This window comes from Herbaspirillum sp. GW822-FHT03A08 (assembly GCF_058801885.1).
In genome coordinates, this window is the sequence record NZ_JBXANR010000002.1 from 345595 (window position 1) to 364047 (window position 18453).

Annotated in this window: 17 protein-coding genes; 9 read left to right on the top strand and 8 right to left on the bottom strand. The window is 53.4% G+C overall.

Annotation, left to right across the window (positions count from 1 at the left end; translation table 11 throughout):
* Positions 1–223 precede the first annotated feature (223 nt).
* Complete coding sequence (locus AC1RN6_RS06550; RefSeq protein ID WP_493003991.1) at positions 224–1852, top strand: methyl-accepting chemotaxis protein; 1629 nt, start codon at positions 224–226, stop codon at positions 1850–1852.
* Between the two features lie 239 nt (positions 1853–2091).
* On the opposite strand, the gene AC1RN6_RS06555 is transcribed toward AC1RN6_RS06550, so the two are convergent.
* The 6 genes from AC1RN6_RS06555 to AC1RN6_RS06580 form a co-directional block, all read right to left on the bottom strand.
* On the bottom strand, positions 2092–2835 hold the full coding sequence (locus AC1RN6_RS06555) for a type 1 glutamine amidotransferase (RefSeq protein ID WP_493003994.1): 744 nt from the start codon (positions 2833–2835) through the stop codon (positions 2092–2094).
* A gap of 229 nt (positions 2836–3064) precedes the next feature.
* Entirely contained in the window at positions 3065–3466 is a 402-nt protein-coding gene (locus AC1RN6_RS06560) for a RidA family protein (RefSeq protein WP_493003996.1), read from the bottom strand.
* A gap of 112 nt (positions 3467–3578) precedes the next feature.
* Positions 3579–4079, bottom strand: a complete 501-nt coding sequence (locus AC1RN6_RS06565; protein WP_493003997.1) for a cupin domain-containing protein — start codon at positions 4077–4079, stop codon at positions 3579–3581.
* A gap of 125 nt (positions 4080–4204) precedes the next feature.
* Positions 4205–4732 (bottom strand): hypothetical protein, encoded by a 528-nt coding sequence (locus AC1RN6_RS06570; RefSeq protein WP_493003998.1) that lies wholly within the window; start codon positions 4730–4732, stop codon positions 4205–4207.
* Positions 4733–4839: 107 nt separating this feature from the next.
* Positions 4840–5121, bottom strand: a complete 282-nt coding sequence (locus AC1RN6_RS06575; RefSeq protein ID WP_493003999.1) for a hypothetical protein — start codon at positions 5119–5121, stop codon at positions 4840–4842.
* 165 nt (positions 5122–5286) lie between these two features.
* Positions 5287–6675 carry a hypothetical protein gene (locus AC1RN6_RS06580; protein ID WP_493004001.1) on the bottom strand — a complete coding sequence of 463 codons (1389 nt, stop codon included), beginning with the start codon at positions 6673–6675 and terminating at the stop codon, positions 5287–5289.
* A 411-nt stretch (positions 6676–7086) separates the two neighbouring features.
* Between AC1RN6_RS06580 and AC1RN6_RS06585 the strand changes: the two genes are divergently transcribed.
* The 5 genes from AC1RN6_RS06585 to AC1RN6_RS06605 all read left to right on the top strand — a co-directional run bounded on the left by AC1RN6_RS06585 (position 7087) and on the right by AC1RN6_RS06605 (position 13154).
* A complete protein-coding gene (locus AC1RN6_RS06585; protein WP_493004002.1) occupies positions 7087–8118 on the top strand; it encodes an AraC family transcriptional regulator in 1032 nt (343 codons plus the stop codon).
* A gap of 457 nt (positions 8119–8575) precedes the next feature.
* Complete coding sequence (locus AC1RN6_RS06590; protein WP_493004003.1) at positions 8576–9466, top strand: LysR family transcriptional regulator; 891 nt, start codon at positions 8576–8578, stop codon at positions 9464–9466.
* Between the two features lie 950 nt (positions 9467–10416).
* Positions 10417–11400 carry a DUF1852 domain-containing protein gene (locus tag AC1RN6_RS06595; RefSeq protein WP_493004005.1) on the top strand — a complete coding sequence of 328 codons (984 nt, stop codon included), beginning with the start codon at positions 10417–10419 and terminating at the stop codon, positions 11398–11400.
* A 27-nt stretch (positions 11401–11427) separates the two neighbouring features.
* Positions 11428–12456 carry a methionine synthase gene (locus AC1RN6_RS06600; RefSeq protein WP_493004006.1) on the top strand — a complete coding sequence of 343 codons (1029 nt, stop codon included), beginning with the start codon at positions 11428–11430 and terminating at the stop codon, positions 12454–12456.
* A 191-nt stretch (positions 12457–12647) separates the two neighbouring features.
* Positions 12648–13154: a flavin reductase family protein gene (locus AC1RN6_RS06605; RefSeq protein ID WP_493004008.1), complete on the top strand. Its 507-nt coding sequence runs from the start codon at positions 12648–12650 to the stop codon at positions 13152–13154.
* A gap of 194 nt (positions 13155–13348) precedes the next feature.
* Here AC1RN6_RS06605 and AC1RN6_RS06610 read toward each other — a convergent pair whose 3' ends face one another.
* A complete protein-coding gene (locus AC1RN6_RS06610) occupies positions 13349–13831 on the bottom strand; it encodes a MarR family winged helix-turn-helix transcriptional regulator (protein WP_493004010.1) in 483 nt (160 codons plus the stop codon).
* A 50-nt stretch (positions 13832–13881) separates the two neighbouring features.
* On the opposite strand from AC1RN6_RS06610, the gene AC1RN6_RS06615 reads away from it, so the two are divergent.
* Entirely contained in the window at positions 13882–15384 is a 1503-nt protein-coding gene (locus AC1RN6_RS06615) for an FAD-dependent oxidoreductase (protein ID WP_493004011.1), read from the top strand.
* A gap of 188 nt (positions 15385–15572) precedes the next feature.
* The gene (locus AC1RN6_RS06620; RefSeq protein WP_493004012.1) at positions 15573–16352 is read left to right on the top strand and encodes a substrate-binding periplasmic protein; all 780 of its coding nucleotides are present in this window, start codon (positions 15573–15575) and stop codon (positions 16350–16352) included.
* A gap of 192 nt (positions 16353–16544) precedes the next feature.
* Here the strand turns inward: AC1RN6_RS06620 and AC1RN6_RS06625 are convergent, their stop codons facing one another.
* The gene (locus AC1RN6_RS06625; RefSeq protein ID WP_493004013.1) at positions 16545–17447 is read right to left on the bottom strand and encodes a LysR family transcriptional regulator; all 903 of its coding nucleotides are present in this window, start codon (positions 17445–17447) and stop codon (positions 16545–16547) included.
* A 110-nt stretch (positions 17448–17557) separates the two neighbouring features.
* On the opposite strand from AC1RN6_RS06625, the gene AC1RN6_RS06630 reads away from it, so the two are divergent.
* A complete protein-coding gene (locus AC1RN6_RS06630) occupies positions 17558–18277 on the top strand; it encodes an SDR family oxidoreductase (protein ID WP_493004015.1) in 720 nt (239 codons plus the stop codon).
* Positions 18278–18453: the final 176 nt, after the last annotated feature.

An 18453-nucleotide genomic window follows, 5' to 3' on the forward strand; every position in this document is an offset into this window, starting at 1 on the left:
ACGTAAATAATGTACAAAAAATTAATGTCGCCGGGTTGGGAAATCTGCTCTGCAAGGGACGGCATTCCAGCAATGCTGCTGTTGCCAGTGCAATAAGTCAAACCGTTCATTTGCAGGTATTTCAATATCGGATCAGGATGGAGACCTCCGGTACGGAGCGGGGCCGGCGCCTGCCAAGGGCTGGAATATAAACATTCACATCACGTCACCGTCTGAGGGAAACATGAAACTCTCACAGTTGAAAATCTCCACGCGCCTGGCAATCGGATTCACGCTGGTCTGTGCGTTGCTCATTATCGTCACACTGCTCGGTATCATCCAGATGGCGCAACAGAAGCAGCGCATGGATGAGATCACGAAGATCAACAACGTTGAAGCCAGCGAAGCCTCATCGATGTACCTTTCCATTACCGAGCGGGCGCTGGCTTTGCGCAATATGATCCTGCTTGGCGACAATCCGCAGGAAATCGACGTCGAAATGAAGCGCGTCGATACACAGGCAAAAAAATATGCCGCCGCCGAGAAGAAACTGGGGGCGATGCTCCGGAGCGAAAGCTCGGCGAGTGCGGAAGAACGAAAACTGTTCGATGCCATCGGCGAAACCTCCACGGCCGCCAACCTGCATATCAAACGAGCAATGGAACTGATCCTGGCCGGCAAGCGGGACGAGGCGTACTCAGTGCTGCGCAATGAATTCCGTCCGATCCAGCGAAAATGGTGGGAACAGCTCAACAACTTCATCGTGCTGGAAAACAAACAGAATGAAGACGCCTCGCACAATGCCGATGTCGCCTACGCCAATGCACGTTTCATGATGCTGCTGTTCGGCGGACTTGCGCTGATCGTCAGCATCGTGGCGGCGTATCTGATTACCCGCAGCGTACTGAGCCAGCTCGGTGGAGAGCCCGCCTACGCGAATCAGATTGCGACCCGGATTGCTCACGGCGATCTGACAGTCAATATCGACACCAAGCCGAGCGATCAGGACAGTCTGCTGTTTTCGATGAAGAGCATGCGCGACGCCCTGGCGCAAATCGTCGGCCAGGTGCGCGCCGGTACCGACACGATTGCGACGGCGTCCAGCCAGATTGCCAAAGGCAACCTGGATTTGTCATCGCGGACGGAGCAGCAGGCCAGTTCGCTGGAGGAGACGGCTTCATCAATGGAAGAACTGGCGTCGACGGTGAAGCAGAACTCCGGCAGCGCAATCCAGGCGCACGAACTGGCGGTGTCGGCATCGGACGTCGCGACCAGGGCCGGCGACGTCGTTCAGCAAGTCATCAACACGATGGGCGTGATCAACGATTCATCGCACAAGATTGTGGAGATCATCTCGGTCATTGACGGCATTGCCTTTCAGACCAATATCCTCGCACTCAATGCTGCCGTGGAAGCGGCGCGCGCCGGAGAGCAGGGGCGCGGTTTTGCCGTTGTCGCCTCGGAAGTGCGCAACCTGGCGCAACGCAGCGCGACCGCAGCAAGAGAAATCAAAGTGCTGATCGGCGACTCCGTGAAGCAAGTCGATATCGGACGTTCTCTCGTTGAGCAAGCCGGCGCAACGATGGACGAGGTCGTCGGCAGTGTCAGGAAGGTCAACGGCATGGTCGCCGAAATTTCGCAATCCAGCCGTCAGCAAAGCGATGGCATCGAACAAATCAACGACGCCGTTGCGCAAATGGACAACGTCACCCAGCAAAATGCGGCGCTGGTCGAACAAGCCGCCGCCGCCGCGCAATCCTTGCAAGAACAGGCCGCGAAGTTATCGAGCCTGGTCGGCATCTTCAAACTGGGAACCTTGCCCATGTTAAAGAGCAGCATCGACATCACGCCGAGCCGTCTGAAGCTTGCCTGATTGATCGCGTGCCTGGAAAGAACTGCGCTGACGAAACAGAGATTGGAAAGTGAAGCGGCTGTTCACGGAGTCTCGCGAACAGCCGCTTTTTTTCTTCAGGAATTCTGCTTTGTTTCAATCGAAACCTAAGCCATTCATAGCGATTCGGATATCAAGTTCGCCGGCTGGTGGAATAGCATCCGGGTTTCACTGCAAGACCAGCGTTTCATCGGTGTGAACCGGCATTCCGATTGTTTTGTTCAGGCGTATGAAGAGGCGGAGGCGGAGCTCAGTGCGACAAAGGCGGGTCTGTCCAACTGGCGGGTCCAGGCCCGATAAGTTTGAGCCGCTATCGTGTGCAACGCGCCAATGCGATCGTGCAACTCTTTCAGAATTTTTGTCTCGCTCTGAACGGCCGGTCCATGGGCCCGGAGCAGTTCGGCCCGCCCGACTGCACACCAATTCCGGATGCTTTCTTCGGTCACTTCCAAATGACCTTGAAACGCCCAATGGCGGCCACGGCTGAAGCCTTTGTTCAGACAATGGCTCCCATACATGGTACGGACGGCGCCCGTGGGAATCTCAAAAATATCGTAGTGCCAGTTGAAAATCGTCGCTTGTCTGGGGAGTCCCATCAGCTGTTGCGCGTGTGGAGTAATCCATATCTGACCCCAGCCGATATTCGGACAGATATTGCGGCTGACCTTCGCTCCCATGGCGCGCGCAAGCATCTGCGCGCCAAAACAATGTCCGAGAACCGGAACGTCACGCCTGATGGCATCTTGCAGCAATGTACGCTCGTCTTCGATCCACGGCAGCGTTTCATTGACGCAGTGATCGCTACCCAACACGACAATACCGCTAAACTTGCTCGCATCGACGGGCGCTTTGCCGTCCGACGCAGGAGAAATCAGCCGATAAGAGATACCGTTTTCATCTAAATGATCACGCAGTACACCCGGCCCTTGCGTTGGTTCGTGTTGAAGAATCGCGATTGGTCTCATAGAGTCACGGCTTGCATCAACAAGCCCGTAGTGATGGAGACCTCAATGTAGAATCTTCAGCATAAAAACGGAATTCTATTTGATGTGATTTACGTAAAAACCGCGTAAAAAATCTCACCATCTTCTTCCAAAAAAGGCCGATCTGGGGGCTCTCTGTCGGCGCTGGAAGATAGCTTCTCCAAAGGAGCTTGTATGTCAGCTCCTGGCCGGAAGCTGATTTAATCGCAGATCAAGCGTCATCAACAACCGCGACGCAATCGATCTCAATGTCGAAATGACCGGGCCACGCCGGGACATTGACGAATATTCGCGCGGGAGGATTGACTGGAAAGAAGCGTTTGTAGACTTCGTTGACCGCGGCGAACTTCTCCACTGAAGTACAGTAAACATTGCACTTGAGGACGTTCTGCAGCGACGAACCGGCCGCTTCCAGACAAAGCTTCATTTGCTGCAGAACCAGCTCGGTCTGGCGCTCAATTGGCGCGTTGATCACCTTGCCAGTCTCTGGATCGAAGGGCGGAAAGCCGGAGACGTAGACCGTACCATTGTGCCGTGTCACTGCCGAGGTCGGTGCCTTCCACTGTTCCAGCCAACTGGACAAAGGTTCTACGCGGATGATTTCACGAGCCATTAGAGTGTTCCTCAATGATTAGATAAGTGAATCAGTTACTGGGTGGGACAAATTCGATACGTTCCATCATACCCGCCAGTCCTAGCTTTTTTACTGGCCGCAAGCACGCATTTTATGCAAGGCGCTCGATGACCTGTGCATGTTGCGGCCAGGTCTTCAGGAGGAAATCCTTGTCCGCGATTTCAAATTCCTGGAATTCAAAACCTGGTGCTACCGTGCAACCTACAAGGGCATAGGCGCCCGACCCGGCACATTGCGCCGCAAACCAGGCGCCAGCTGGGACCAAGGCCTGGAACATGGCGCCGTCGTGCGTCAAGGGATTTCCAAGCTTCAGGGTATGCAGCTCGCCGCTGTGTGCGAGGACATGAATATGCAGGGGCTCCCCTGCATAGAAATGCCACATCTCGTCAGACTGGATCCTGTGCCACGCTGACCTTTCTCCCTGGCGGAGGAGATAGTAGATCGCGGTAGCAGCGGAGCGGTTGAGATCGTTACTTACCCGCAGTACTCTTTGCTGACTACGGTAAGTTTCTCTGTAATGTCCTCCCTCCGGATGCGGAAGAAGCTCAAGACGAGCGATCAGTTCTTCGGCAATGGAATCAAGTTCATTCATGGGCATCCTTAACGGTATGAAGATTGTCGTGGCTGGAAACGAACCACCTGTATTGATTCAATGCCGAATAAACCTGATGACATGTGAATCTTCATGCAATGGTGGGGATATCGGTTATTGGCCGACTACGGACTTCTTGCTTTGAGAGCCTCTCGGCTTGCCGGTTTGTCGCCGGCAAGCCCTCTAAGAAACAGCACGCATTGGTGTCCCGGTATATTGTTTTTCCGGCAAATCGCAGACCTGAAGATCGCGCTACCTGTTACATCTTCGATATAAGCATTCTTGTCTTGGGGAGAGACTTCTTCGTTGATCGATTTGGCTTCGATCACATTCAGACACATGTTCGTAATAGCTTGCTCGTCGACCGCAATGGGCCGTCCATTCATTGCCTCTCTCGCGCGCTGAAGCGTCTGCAAGCAACGATCAGAGGAAGCGTCCATTGCGCCATACTTTTCCACTTTCGAGAGTTCTACGCATCCACGCGCGACTGTGGTGAACGCTCTTAAGTCTTCCGCTCTATAGCCAAAAGCACTTGCAATGGCTACTGTGCACAATATCTCTTCTTGCTGACCGGACATCGTGAAGGATTCCGACTGTGCGGCGGTGGACGCCACGGAAAAAATAAAAATTAAAGAGGCAGACAATGATTTCATACAGATAGAAAGATAGTTTTTAGACGTCCGCTTCTAGCCGAGAGCAGCCTATCACTGACAGTTCGATATCGATTGCGGACATCATCGCAAATGAGTGCCGTTTGGATTTATTGCTTCTTCGTCTCGTCGCGTAGGATATAAATTTTCTTCTTTTCGAGTTCGTAGAACAGCAGTCCATGAATTCCCATCGCATTTTTCTTTTCAATCCTACGCTGCCAGATTGACTTGAAAGTCGCTCCGAGCGCTGTAGCGTCGCCATTCTGCATGACCTCGTCTATAAAGGCGATGTCGGTTCCTGCAGGAAAAATCCTCGCAAACTCTTCTTCCGTTGCCGAGAAAATTTCATATACGGAATTTATGGCACCATCGATTACTTGGATATTCTTCACTTAGAGCTTCCTCCGTTGTACGCGCCGATGTCTTATTTGAATTCTAGTTATTCGCTAGTAGCGACTGCGTCTGGCCGACAGCCGCTATTCAGCCTAGAATTGGGCCGACAGCCGGATCTGACATAGACAGGGTGCCGCTGCTGCCGGCACCCCGTCCTTCAGTGTCTAGAATGTGTAAGACACCGCGCCTATTGTCACCGTGCAGGAACCTACCCCAATTGTGAACGTATAAAAGATGGTTTGTGATGTGATGATCGGAACATTGCCAAATGGAGCAACCGGCTTCACTCCAGGAATAGTTCCCTCCGTCGCATAGGGTTGCTCACCAACTAAATTGGCATCACCACCCACATTGACTTGATAGGTACTATCTACCGAGGGGACATCTGCAGCTATATAGCCGGAGACCAAGATTGCATTGGGGGGAACAGCAGAGGCAATCGATAACGATGTCGGCGACGACGTTACGGACCCAGTGGTCAGCAACGCCTTCGGAGCGAAGAAGAGCGTCCGATTGCGCTGAAATCCAGGTCCGAACTGGCTACTCGCATTCGTCGGCCAAACGCCGACCAGAGCAGACGCGGTAAAGCCGCTCGGCATATTGGTGCCGCCGTAGACGGCGGGTGCAACGGCCGAGGTGGCGTTCGTCGCAAGAATATTAGTTATCTTCGTGATTGGGTTATAGATCGCGTACAGGGCAACATAACCGCTTGCTGGAGCCGTGCCAGTATCCATGCCACCCGCGCCAGTCGTCGCAAGATTGATCATTTGGCTATAGCCAGGAAGAAGGTATTGCAATCCATTTAATGCAGTACCGACGATGATCTGATCGGCAGTAAAAGTTCCGCTTGCCGCAGCCGCTGAAATGTACATCTTGGCGTTGCCGGTTGTGCCGATAATGCCGCTTGCAGCGCCAACACCGGTTGCCGGGTTTTGCATTACCAAAGCATTGAAGGTTGAACTGTAGTTCAATTCAATCGGATAGCCAGCGGCAGGAATATCGCCGCTCGAGAGCGCTTGGTTGTTGCCTTTAACAATTGGCAACGGGGAAAGCGTGGTGCTACCCAGCGTCAGAGTCAACGTTGCCACAGCCGTGTTCGCGGCAGCAGCAAGGACGGTGAATGGTTGGCCGTTCGATAGTGAGGTCAACGTTGACGCGACGATTGCGGTGAGTGCATTCGCGGTACCGGCAGCGACGGCAGTATATAAAGCACCCTGTTGGACTTGGCCTACGGTCGCAGCTTGCTGACCGCCTGTGCCGGTGCCGACTTGTTGAGCACCTCCATCGCAATCAAGCAACACCCAGCACAAGTTACCCGCATTCAAAAGCGGTCCAATGTATGAAACCAGTGTGGCGATTCCGCCCGACGCTATTTCTCCACCCTGCAAGGATTGGCCACCTAGTCCAAAAATGGGCGCGGCTGCAAGAGAGTCCGGAGCAAAAGTAGCGCTGCCCGGATTGGTCGTTGACGCGAGAAACTGCTGCTTAACGCCGTTAGTGGTCGGCAGGGCACCCATCGGTACCCAGTTGACTGTCGTATAGCTGGTCGTCATCTGCTTTTCTTTCTAATTGGGTTGTGCTTCCGAGAATTCGGGGCCCAATGAATCTAGCATTGTTTTATGACGTGCGCACAACGCGGACAATCATCTGCGAAGCTCATCGACTCGGCCTGCATCCTTACAGGATCAAAGCAGGTAGCGATGAATTCATTGAAAAATAATAGATGTCGAATGAACTGAATGTCAGTTACTGGTCGATTGCGGCCCCCTCCGACGGAAAATTAATTTCCATTGCTGCAAGTGGCACGGACCTTGTATAGGACTCTTCATTCGTTTCCAGCTTTGTCCAGCGTAAAGATATGCATCTTCATAAAAAGCTCGAAAGACCGCCCATGATAATGCAGGGAAGTCTTCAAGCGGAACCCGCTCTGCCAGAAGATTGATCGCGTAGTCAGCAAAGTTGAAATGCAACGAACCTTGCAAAAAGGCAGGGAAATGGTCCTTATAATGCGCAGCATGACAAGTAAAACTTCTGCACAGGCATCCCGAGCCGAATACACGCGACGCATGAACCGAGTGCTCAACTATATCGACGCCCATCTGGATCAACCTCTGGACGGTGCGGAGTTAGCTGACGTTGCCAATTTCTCGCGGTTTCATTTTCATCGGATTTTTGCCGCATTGATGGGCGAGACGCTTGGCAGCTACGCGCGGCGGAGGCGGCTTGAGAAAGCGGCCTTCCGTTTATCGTGCGGTAGCGATGAAACGGTGCTGGAAACCGCGCTGGCCACCGGTTTCAATTCGGCTGAAGCATTTGCACGAGCCTTTAAGCTCAAGTTCGGTTGCACGCCATCGGACTGGCGCGCCAACACTCCGCGGCGCATGGCAGCGCAGGCTGCTGCTATCGGCCGGCGACGAGCTGCGCAAGAAAGCAATCCTGATCAGGCCTTTGGCAATCTTGATCAGGCCAGCGAGGTCGCGTTCGTTGATGATGGCGTCTCTTGCTTAACAACGGAAGGGACTGCCATGGAAGTGCGTATTATCGAGTTACCAAAGGCGCGAGTCGCGTACCAGCGCTTGATCGGCCCGTATGGTCCTGCGATCGGAGAATTTTGGCGCGCCAGAATTGCGCCTTGGATGCAGTCGCACGGCCTGAACAATGCGATCTGTTACGGCGTCGGTTATGACGATCCATCCGTCACGCCAGCTCTCAAGTGTCGCTATGACGCTTGTGTTGAAGTTTCGGCGGATTTTCCTGCAAGTGGTCAGACCGACATCCAAATCTTGCCAGGCGGTCGCTATGCCTTGTTGAGCTTCAACGGTCAGCCAGAGACATTGGCTGACGCCTGGATGTGGCTGACGCGTCAATGGTTGCCGTCCAGCGGACTGCAATGCGATGACCGGCCATGCTTCGAGATGTTCTCTGCTGCGACAGCGCGCAATCCTGAAACCGGTGACTTTAGCTGCGACATCTGCATTCCTGTGCGGGCGCTGTAAAAGTTGGCGCGTTGATGTTTAAGCGGCCGCCAGCAGCCGAAAGCCGTCTTGCAATTTGGGATTGGATCATCTGAAAGCTCAGGCTGAGAGACACGCGATAGCCTGTCCCTGTCCAGGCGGTGGCCGCATTTGACATACGGTGCTAAACAAAATTTTACCCGTGTTTTGACCTCGACCTGCCCATGACCGAGAGTGGGGGAACGGAGTGACAGGTTATTCGACGCTGGTACATCCGGGACCGCATCCCGATCAAAGGACTTTCCCGCCGGCGGGACATCTCTCGAAAACACAGTTCGTCGCGATATCCGATCCGGAACAATCGATCCCTCCTGGCAGTTACTCAACGAGTTATTCAACGCGAATCAATGGAACCTGTATCGGGATCCTTTTTATCGCGTCGTAATTGATGAAGTAAAATGGTTTTTTCTCAGTAAAATATGAATTTCACTCATTTATCATGCTTGATCGTATTCATTTATCCATCGTGCAAGAGGTGGAAAAGCAAGGTTCGCTGACCGCAGCCGCAGGCGTCCTGCACGTGACGCAGTCGGCGTTAAGCCATAGCATGAAGAAGCTGGAACAGCAGCTGGGAACCGACATCTGGCTGCGCGAAGGCCGCAGCCTGCGCTTGACCCAGGCCGGTCAATATCTGCTGGCGGTGGCTAACCGGGTGTTGCCGCAGCTGAATCTGGCAGAGGAACGTTTGCGGCAGTTCGCCCAAGGCGAGCGAGGCGCGCTGCGCATCGGCATGGAATGCCATCCCTGTTACCAATGGTTGTTGAAAGTCGTGTCGCCCTATCTGGCCGCGTGGCCGGATGTGGACGTTGACGTAAAACAAAAATTTCAGTTTGGTGGCATCGGCGCGCTGTTCGGTTACGAGATCGATCTGCTGGTCACGCCCGATCCGCTGGACAAGCCGGGCCTTGTATTCGAACCGGTGTTCGACTATGAGCAGGTCCTGGTTGTTGCCGGCAGCCACAAACTGGCCAAGGAGGAATACATCAGGCCCAAGCAGCTGACCAATGAGGTACTGGTGACCTACCCGGTGCCGGTCGACCGCCTGGATATCTACAGCATGTTCCTCGCGCCGGCTGGAATAACGCCCAAACGCCATAAGGCGATCGAGACCACCGACATCATGCTGCAGATGGTCGCCAGCGGCCGCGGCGTGGCTGCGCTGCCACGCTGGCTGGTGCTGGAATACGCGGACAAGATGGATGTTGTGCCAGTCCGGCTGGGTAAGAACGGTATTGCGAAAAACATTTTCCTGGGCGCTCGCGAGGCAGACGTGGGTATCGATTACCTGCGCGCATTTATCGAGCAAGCGAGAAGGCCTGTCCTTGCTTGATTCTTGGTCGCAGAGGCTTTCATGAGCGCCGCTCATAAGGACATGAAAGCATATCCATTTTCATGTCTCCCGGTCGGGGACCACAATTTAAGCTTGCCCAGTCCGGCGAGCGCGGATGTATATCATGAAGACTTCTCATGGCGTCCTCAATCGAACGCGGGCCATTAAGGCTACAGGCGGGCACAAGAAGCTGCAGCTGCATTCCTGCTCGAATCCTGAGTCCCCTATCTGTACCAGATAAACAAGCATAACGGCTTGAATACACCATACTCAGGAAAAATTCTGGCGGCACTCTGTACCGTCCTGCATATCCCAGATCGCCACGGCGCAGCCCCGTGGAATTTCGCTGGAGCATATGACGCAACTCGAAACCGACCTCCGCCCCTTGTCTGCTGCGATTCAATACAAGATTGAGCGGGCTTTCAGCCATTCCATTCGTCATTGTTTGTCCCCGCAGTGAGAGAAGTCTCTTTCACGTATGCCCCATTTCACAGTTCGCCGCTAGATTTGATCCGGAGCGAGCGCCCCCACTCATCCCGCAAAGCGTTCGCCAAGCCCGATCGACGATTTCGTCACCTGGCTTTCTGCTTGGCTTAGCGCTGAGGCGGTCAAATCCGGCAGGCGCAGAAGGCCCATGTTCCCAGACTTGTGAGAGTTGGAAGAGGAAAGGGCGTATGACCGGGTGGCCGTCTTCAGCAGGCAATGGAAGGTGGGGAAGGTGGGGCAAATGGAGAGGAGCAAGTCTGTGAGCCAATAAGTACAGGCAAATTCATGAGCGTAACTAATGATTCTATGAGATCAAATCATTTTTATTCATCGATGGCACAGAATAAAATTCATCTCACATACCGACAATGCCAAAACTGCTGAATCAAAACATCAGAAAAGAACATTGGAAGAAATGCTGAAAAACGCAGGTTTTATCTCAGAAATTAGGGTGCCAGATCAAAATGAGTAAAGAATTTACATTTGCTATTAAGAGCATCTGTTTCGACGAAGACTATCGTCCTTCAGACAATACGCGTATCACCACCAACTTTGCCAATTTGGCCAGAGGAGCGAGTCGTGAGGAAAACCTGCGCAACACCTTCAGGATGATCGACAACCGTTTCAACGCCTTGGCGCATTGGGATAATCCGAAAGGCGATCGTTATACGGTCCAGCTCGAAATCATTTCCGTTGAGATGAATATCGATGGTGAAAGCAGTGGCAACGCCCTCCCTTTGATCGAAATATTGAAGACGAATATTGTTGATCACAAAACCAACGAACGCATTGAGGGCATCGTAGGGAATAATTTTTCCTCTTACGTGCGAGATTATGACTTCAGCGTGCGACTGCTGGAGCACACCAGGAATCAGCCCGAATTCAGCACGCCGGATAATTTTGGGGATCTGCACGGCAAGCTGTTCAAGTGCTTCGTAAATTCAAATACCTACAAAGAGCATTTCAGCAAACCGCCCGTGATATGTCTGAGTGTCTCGAGCAGCAAGACCTATCATCGGACCGAAAATCAGCATCCCGTATTGGGCGTGGAATATCAGCAGGATGAATATTCCCTGACGGATGAGTATTTCAAGAAGATGGGGTTGAAGGTTCGCTACTTCATGCCGTCGAATAGCGCTGCGCCATTGGCATTTTATTTCTCCGGCGATTTGCTGAGCGATTACACGAACCTTGAGCTGATCAGCACCATCAGCACGATGGACACCTTCCAGAAGATTTACCGCCCTGAGATTTACAACGCAAATTCTGCAGCCGGAAAATCCTATCAACCGAGTTTGAAGAACCAGGATTATTCATTAACGCGGATTGTTTACGATCGAGAAGAACGTAGCCGGCTGGCTATCGAGCAGGGAAGGTTTGTGGAGCAGAACTTTATCAAACCGTACCAAGCGATTCTTGAGCAGTGGTCTGCTAACTACGCTCTTTGACTAACCAAAAACACCAGGCCATTTATTGTGAAAAAATTGTTACCCACTTCAACGGCCGGCAGTCTGCCTAAACCCTCCTGGCTTGCAGAGCCTGAGAAACTTTGGTCACCCTGGAAATTGCAAGGTGATGAATTAACTGACGGAAAACAAGATGCTTTGCGTTTGTCGTTGCAAGAACAACTGCACGCTGGGATCGACATCGTCAGCGATGGCGAGCAAACGCGCCAGCATTTTGTGACGACGTTTATTGAGCACCTCGACGGCGTTGATTTTGAGAAGCGCGAGACCGTCAGAATTCGTGATCGGTATGATGCGAGCGTGCCAACGGTGGTTGGTGCCGTTTCGCGCCCAAAGCCGGTCTTTGTCGAGGATGCCAGGTTCTTGCGTCAGCAGACCGGGCAGCCGATCAAATGGGCGCTGCCAGGTCCCATGACGATGATCGACACGCTGTATGACAGCCACTATAAAAGCCGCGAAAAACTGGCTTGGGAATTCGCCAAGATTCTCAATCAGGAAGCCAGGGAACTAGAGGCTGCCGGTGTGGATATCATCCAGTTTGATGAGCCCGCATTCAACGTTTTCTTTGACGAAGTGAATGAGTGGGGCGTTGCGACGCTGGAAAAGGCGATTGAAGGACTGAAGTGTGAAACGGCTGTCCATATCTGTTATGGCTATGGCATCAAGGCTAATACAGATTGGAAGAAGACGCTGGGATCCGAGTGGCGGCAATATGAAGAAGCGTTCCCCAAGCTGCAAAAATCCGGTATCGATATCGTCTCGCTGGAATGCCACAACTCTCATGTTCCAATGGATCTGATTGAGCTCATTCGAGGAAAAAAAGTGATGATCGGAGCCATTGACGTGGCAAGCCATACCATTGAAACACCCGAGGAAGTCGCTCATACCCTGCGAAAAGCACTGCAGTTTGTCGATGCCGACAAGCTCTATCCTTGCACCAACTGTGGCATGGCTCCTTTGCCTCGTCATGTCGCAAGAGGCAAGCTGAATGCGTTAAGTGCAGGGGCAGAAATCGTCCGCAGAGAATTGTCGAACTGATTCTGAGGCGGGAAATAGTCGTCGCGAGCAGCTCGCGACGACTAGATGCGGAGAATGGCGCGGGCGATCTGGCCGGTGTTGATCGATGAGGCGCTTTCAACATTGGCAAAGGCTGACGTTCGCCAACATTACCCGACTATTTCAGGCCGTCCTTAACACTTCCGAACTGCACTCAGCATTGAGTATCTACTATGCCATCTTCCAGTACTGCTATCGAACCATTGCGCTTTCGCGAAGCGCTCGGGCACTACGCATCCGGCATCACCGTGATTACATCCCACATTGATGGCGAGCCGATTGGCTTCACTTGCCAGTCGTTCCATAGCGTGTCGATGAGTCCGCCGCTGGTGTCATTCAGCGTCATGTCCAGTTCGGCCAGCTATCCTAAAATTCGTCAGGCGGGACGATTTGCAGTGAATATCCTGTCAGATGAGCAAGTCAGGATTTCCAATCAGTTCGCTCGGCGAGGCACGGACAAGTGGCTCGGAATCGAACGGCAGGAATCGCCGCTGGGCAATCCGATCATTGTCGGCAGCCTGCACTGGCTTGATTGCGAAATTTACGCGGAATACGCCGCAGGCGATCACCTGATCGTGATTGGTGAAGTGAAAGCGTTAAACCTGCAAGAAGCTGCTGCGCAGCCATTGCTGTATTTCAAAGGACAATATCGCAACATCGCCGCGCCTAGCGCGGTTTGAGATAAAGATCGTTTCAATGTGATCGTTAGGCTGCCTAACCCGTCAAACCTGACAAAACCATTTGGTTTCTGCGAGGCCATCAAAAAAGGCTACAGTTCCTGAGTGCATAGTATTTTTTGCCGCTTCTGTTTTTCAGTGGCCTTCTTACGCGTCACTTCGCAATTCCCGCTTCTGGCCGTTGCGGATATCCGGCATCAGTGCTCATCAAGTTTGTCCAGGGCGTCTGCGAACTTGCGCATGAGGCGCACCAATTCATTCATTTCGGTTTGTTCCCAGGAAGAAAAGATCTGTCTTCCCATGCGTTCGCGCGCGGCATCGACAAGGTCGGTCATTCCCTTGCCCTTGGCGGTGACCGATGCCATGCGGATTCGACGATCTGCCGCACTGTTTTCTCGCCGTACTAACCCCAATTCCTCCAGCTTCGTGACCTGACGACTGACGGTGGTGTAGTCGCGTCCGACGCGATCTGCGATATCTACCACGCCAATCGGGCCCAGCTTTTCTATTCCCACAAGCAGAGGAAACAAGGCCCGGTCGAGGGGAATGCCAGCCTCCTTGATCATCGCCTCATCGCGCTGAGGGCGATTCATCGCACTTGCGATGCTGATTAGCGAGCCATGCAGGATCTTGAGTTGCGACGATATATGTGTATCTTGCACATTTTTGTTCGATGTCATACACTCTCCTAAGTTATGTGCATAATACACTTATGAGGCCGAAAATGCTTATGAACACAGAAGTCGATGTACTGATCTGCGGGGCAGGTCCGACTGGTCTGACGCTGGCGCTTGTGCTTGCGCAACGCGGCGTGTCTTTCCGCATCATCGAAAAAATGGAAGTCCCCTTTCACGGTTCGCGAGGCAAGGGGCTGCAACCCCGCACCCTGGAGATCTTCGAGGACCTTGGCATCCTTGACGAAATCATGGCGGCAGGGGGCCCCTATCCTCCGCAGCGCGAGTACCAGGACGATGGCAGCTGGCGTGATTCTCCGACTGCAGAGCAAAGGCCTCCTACGCCGGCGGAACCCTATCTGATGCCCTGGATGGTGCCGCAGTTCTTGACCGAAGCCGCGATGAGGACCAGGCTAGGCGAGCTGGGCTATCAGGTGGACTTCGGGTACGAACTGCTCGGACTGGAACAACAGGTTCAAGGCGCCATTGCAAGAGTCGCGAATAAACGTGAGGAACAACATCTTCACGCGCGCTACGTCGTCGCGGCGGACGGCGGACGCAGCTTCGTGCGAAACCTGTTGGGCGTCGATTTCCCTGGCAAGACATTGGGCGTGCGGGCAGTAGTCGCGGACATCTCTCTGGACGGCTTGAACAGAGACGTCTGGCACCGCTTCAGCGGAGGTGTGCAAGAGCGGCAGATTGCTCTGTGTCCGCTGGCTGGCACCGATATGTTCCAACTGCAGGCAGCGCTCGCAGGGGATGAAGATCCAGATCTCTCCGCCGATGGTCTGACAAGAATGGTGCGGGAACGCAGTGGCCGCATCGATATCACGGTTGCCGCCGTTCGATGGGCTTCGGTTTTTCAGATGCACGCGAAACTGGCGCAACGCTATCGCATCGGTCGCATCCTGCTGGCCGGCGACGCGGCGCATGTTCATCCACCGACAGGTGGCCAGGGTCTCAACACGAGCGTGCAGGATGCTTACAATCTCGCATGGAAATTGTCCGCCGTGCTCGCCGGCGGCGAAGAATCGATCCTGGATACCTATGAAGAAGAGCGGCGTCCGATAGCCGAATCCATGTTGGGACTATCCACCAGATTGCTGGAGGAAGCCAAGCGAGGTGAAATGCGCCGAGGAAGAGAAGTGCAGCAGCTCGACCTTGGTTATCCCGGATCATCACTAGCCCTGGAAATACCAGTGCGCAAACATGGACTGCGGGCGGGAGACCGCGCGCCGGACGCGCCCGTCGCAACCCGCTCCGGCACGCGGCAACGCCTCTTCGGGCTGCTTCGTGGAACACATTGGACGTTGATTGGGTTTCATGTGTTATCCGGTCAGACCCCGGAAGCCCAGGATTTGCATGTTCATCTCTTTGGCCCTGACGGCGATCTGCTGGATTCGGAGGGGTATTTCAGCGATGCCTACGGTCTGGAAAGAGGCGATTGGATATTGATACGGCCAGACGGTTATGTTGGCGCGATTGTCGCATCGGACAATCTGACGGCAATCACGAATTACCTGCAACGCGCAGGAGTATCAATGCTTCGGGAGAAATAGCGGTCGATTGCCGGCGGGGGCGGACATTCCGGTCCTTGCCAAAAAAATTGAGTCCGACCAAGCTTCTCAGAAAACATACATGCGCTTCCAGATGGTTTTTAACTTCAGTCACCGCCATCGGTTTTATCGGGTTATAGTGCAGAAATAAAACAGCAGAATAGTAAATAAAATCCGCTGGGAGACCGCGTATGCCAATTTTTCTCCGGGGTGTCTTGTTTCTTGCTTTGGTTCCGTTGGCGGCTTTTTCGCAAGAAAAAGAATGTCGAAAAGTGATTATTTCGGCCGACTCCGACTATGCACCGCTGCAATGGTATGACGGCAAGCATCTGACGGGCGCCAGTATCGAGATCGCGACAACCGCCTTGAGCGCCCTCGGCATCCCCTACGAAGTTCGCTACGTCGGTCCTTTTCACCGCGTGCTGAAAAGTGCACAGGAAGGCGAGATCGACATGATCTCTTCTCTCAAGGACACCCCCGAAAGACGCGAGTATCTGGTCTATGCAAATGTCGCCCTATTTGCCAATCCCATCGCCGTATTTGTTGCGAAGGACAGAAAGTTCAGCTACGCGGGATGGAACGATCTGATCGGAAAAAAGGGAGGAGTCACTCTGGGCAATCAGTTCGGAAACGGCTTCGACGAATTTTTGAAAGGGAATTTGCAGGTAGAGGCCGAGCAAAAAACCTATATGAATTTCAAGAAACTGGAACTACGCCGTATTGATTACCTGATTACCGGCTATTACCCCGGCTTAGCCTACTTGGCTGCGTCCGGACAAAGTGATAGCTTCGTCGCGCTCAAGCCGTACGTCTCGGAATCCGACAATTTGATCGCCATGACGAAGTCGAGTCCATGCATCAAATACCTGAAGGCCTTGAACCTCCAATTGGATAATATGCACCGGGAAGGCAAGCTGCGGTTGATCTTGGACAAGCATATCGCACTGCTGCCAAAGCGAGCGAATCAATAACAAATATTGAGCTTCTGCGATGGTTTCATAATCGCTCGATAACTCGCCGACCGTCGGGTATCGTGCGTTGAAAGGCATGTTTTCGCATCACTTCTAGATATCCGGCGACAGCTGCTGGCCGGTTGCGAACCATCGCAGCTTGCATCGCCGACAGATGCCGCTATGCATGCACTCGCAAGACACTAACGACATCTATTCAGTTTTCGGACCAAATCGTTCCGTCATGAAATTAATGAAGCTGGCGAGCTTCGCCGTCAGCTTACGTTCCGGCAAATACACCAGATGCACGGGATTTGACGGTGAGGGGAGATCAGGAAAGAGCCTGATCAATCTTCCTGCGGCGATATCCTGACTGACCATCATCTCCGGCTGGAAAATGATACCGAGGCCCGCGAGGGCGGCTTCACGCAGGGCGATGCCGCTGCCGCTGATGTCAAGGCGGCCAGGTACGCGTACGATCTGTTCCGAATCATCCACCAGGGTGAAGCGCCAGTCGCGTTTCAAGCCGCTGACAAAACCGATTGCAATGCACTGATGTTTTTCCAGATCCTCGGGAGTTGTCGGCGTCCCATGTCTGGCTAGATATGCCGGTGATGCGCAGGCGACGAGCAACGATCGGCCCAATGGCCGTGCGATCAGGTTTGAGTCGGGAAGCTCGCCGATACGGATTGCTGCTTCAAAGCCTTCATCAGCGAGATCGACGAATCGGTCATTCAGCGCCAGCTCAACTTGCACATCTGCATTGGCGTCAAGATACTCGCCTATTGCCGGCACAAGCAGCATCGTGCCGTACATTACAGGCACGCTTACACGCAGGCGACCGCGTGGCCGTTCACGGATATCGCGGGCATCGCCTTCCGCCGCCTGCACTTGCGCCAGAATATTGACGCACTGTTCGTAGTAACTGCGCCCTGTGTCAGTCAGGCTTTGCTGACGCGTAGTACGGTTAAGCAAACGCGCGCCGAGCCGGTCTTCCAGTGCGCGGATGTGGTTACCGACCATTGTTGCGGTCATCCCGCTGCCTTCCGCCGCCGCAACAAAACTGCCCCGTTCGACGACCCGGGTGAAGATCGACATGCTAACGAAACGATCCATTCGCAAGCCCTGATTATGAATGTAGTAAAAGAATCATAGTTTATTAAAAAAATCGATGCAATCAAAATGCCCCTACGCCATCTGGAGCGATATATAGGGAGTTGATTGATATGAATCTGCAAAATAAGAAGATCCTCATCTTGGGTGGGACATCAGGTATTGGTTTTGCCACTGCACAAGCAGCACTCAAGCAGGGCGCAGAAGTCGTGGTGTCTTCTTCAAAAAAAGAAAAGGTCGAAACGGCTGTCGCTGCACTGGGCGCGAGTGCAAACGGCGTGGTGGCGGACGTGAATAACGTCGCGTCTATGGGGAGTCTATTTAACGAAGTCGGCTCTTTCGACCATCTGGTTTATACGGCTGGCGAAAGCCTGCTGTTCGGGAATCTGGATGGAATTGAAATGACCGCCGTACGCAATGCATTCGAGGTGCGCGTGTTTGGCGCAATTGCTGCGGTCAAGGCGGCTCTGCCACATATGCGGCAAGGCGGTTCAATCGTGCTGACCAGCGGCATCGCCAGTGTCCGGGCTCCCAAAGGTCTGACAATCGGTGCCAGCATTTGCAGTGCGATGGAAGGTTTGACGCGCGCACTGGCTGTCGAACTTGCACCGCTCCGCGTCAATATCGTGAGTCCCGGTTTTGTTCGGACACCGCTGTGGTCAAACATGCCGGAGAGTGATCGGGAAGCAATGTACCAACAAGCCGGTTCGGCATTGCTGGTCGGACGCGTCGGCGAGGCCGAAGAGATTGCACAGGCCTACTTGTATTTGATGAACAACACGTTTGTCACCGGACAGACCGTCGTGATCGATGGTGGCGGCGTTCTCGTCTGAACGTGTCTCACTCGAGACGCCTGTCCTTTATTTTGCTTCGCCGGCATCTCGTCCGAATCGGAAATCCCGGTGGCGGGTTTGAGTTCTGCAGCCGAGTACCTGTGTCCAGAGGACCCTCCACCCGGAGGGCCTTTTTTATTTTTTCGCCGGCCTTTGATTTGTTCAACGGCTGCATC

Bases quoted from the DNA above. Each gene is read 5' to 3' on its own strand.
- AC1RN6_RS06550 (WP_493003991.1), top strand. From the start codon at position 224: ATGAAACTCTCACAGTTGAAAATCTCCACGCGCCTGGCAATCGGATTC.
- AC1RN6_RS06555 (WP_493003994.1), bottom strand. From the start codon at position 2,835: ATGAGACCAATCGCGATTCTTCAACACGAACCAACGCAAGGGCCGGGT.
- AC1RN6_RS06560 (WP_493003996.1), bottom strand. From the start codon at position 3,466: ATGGCTCGTGAAATCATCCGCGTAGAACCTTTGTCCAGTTGGCTGGAA.
- AC1RN6_RS06565 (WP_493003997.1), bottom strand. From the start codon at position 4,079: ATGAATGAACTTGATTCCATTGCCGAAGAACTGATCGCTCGTCTTGAG.
- AC1RN6_RS06570 (WP_493003998.1), bottom strand. From the start codon at position 4,732: ATGAAATCATTGTCTGCCTCTTTAATTTTTATTTTTTCCGTGGCGTCC.
- AC1RN6_RS06580 (WP_493004001.1), bottom strand. From the start codon at position 6,675: ATGACGACCAGCTATACGACAGTCAACTGGGTACCGATGGGTGCCCTG.
- AC1RN6_RS06585 (WP_493004002.1), top strand. From the start codon at position 7,087: ATGCAACGAACCTTGCAAAAAGGCAGGGAAATGGTCCTTATAATGCGC.
- AC1RN6_RS06590 (WP_493004003.1), top strand. From the start codon at position 8,576: ATGCTTGATCGTATTCATTTATCCATCGTGCAAGAGGTGGAAAAGCAA.
- AC1RN6_RS06595 (WP_493004005.1), top strand. From the start codon at position 10,417: ATGAGTAAAGAATTTACATTTGCTATTAAGAGCATCTGTTTCGACGAA.
- AC1RN6_RS06605 (WP_493004008.1), top strand. From the start codon at position 12,648: ATGCCATCTTCCAGTACTGCTATCGAACCATTGCGCTTTCGCGAAGCG.
- AC1RN6_RS06610 (WP_493004010.1), bottom strand. From the start codon at position 13,831: ATGACATCGAACAAAAATGTGCAAGATACACATATATCGTCGCAACTC.
- AC1RN6_RS06615 (WP_493004011.1), top strand. From the start codon at position 13,882: ATGAACACAGAAGTCGATGTACTGATCTGCGGGGCAGGTCCGACTGGT.
- AC1RN6_RS06620 (WP_493004012.1), top strand. From the start codon at position 15,573: ATGCCAATTTTTCTCCGGGGTGTCTTGTTTCTTGCTTTGGTTCCGTTG.
- AC1RN6_RS06625 (WP_493004013.1), bottom strand. From the start codon at position 17,447: ATGGATCGTTTCGTTAGCATGTCGATCTTCACCCGGGTCGTCGAACGG.
- AC1RN6_RS06630 (WP_493004015.1), top strand. From the start codon at position 17,558: ATGAATCTGCAAAATAAGAAGATCCTCATCTTGGGTGGGACATCAGGT.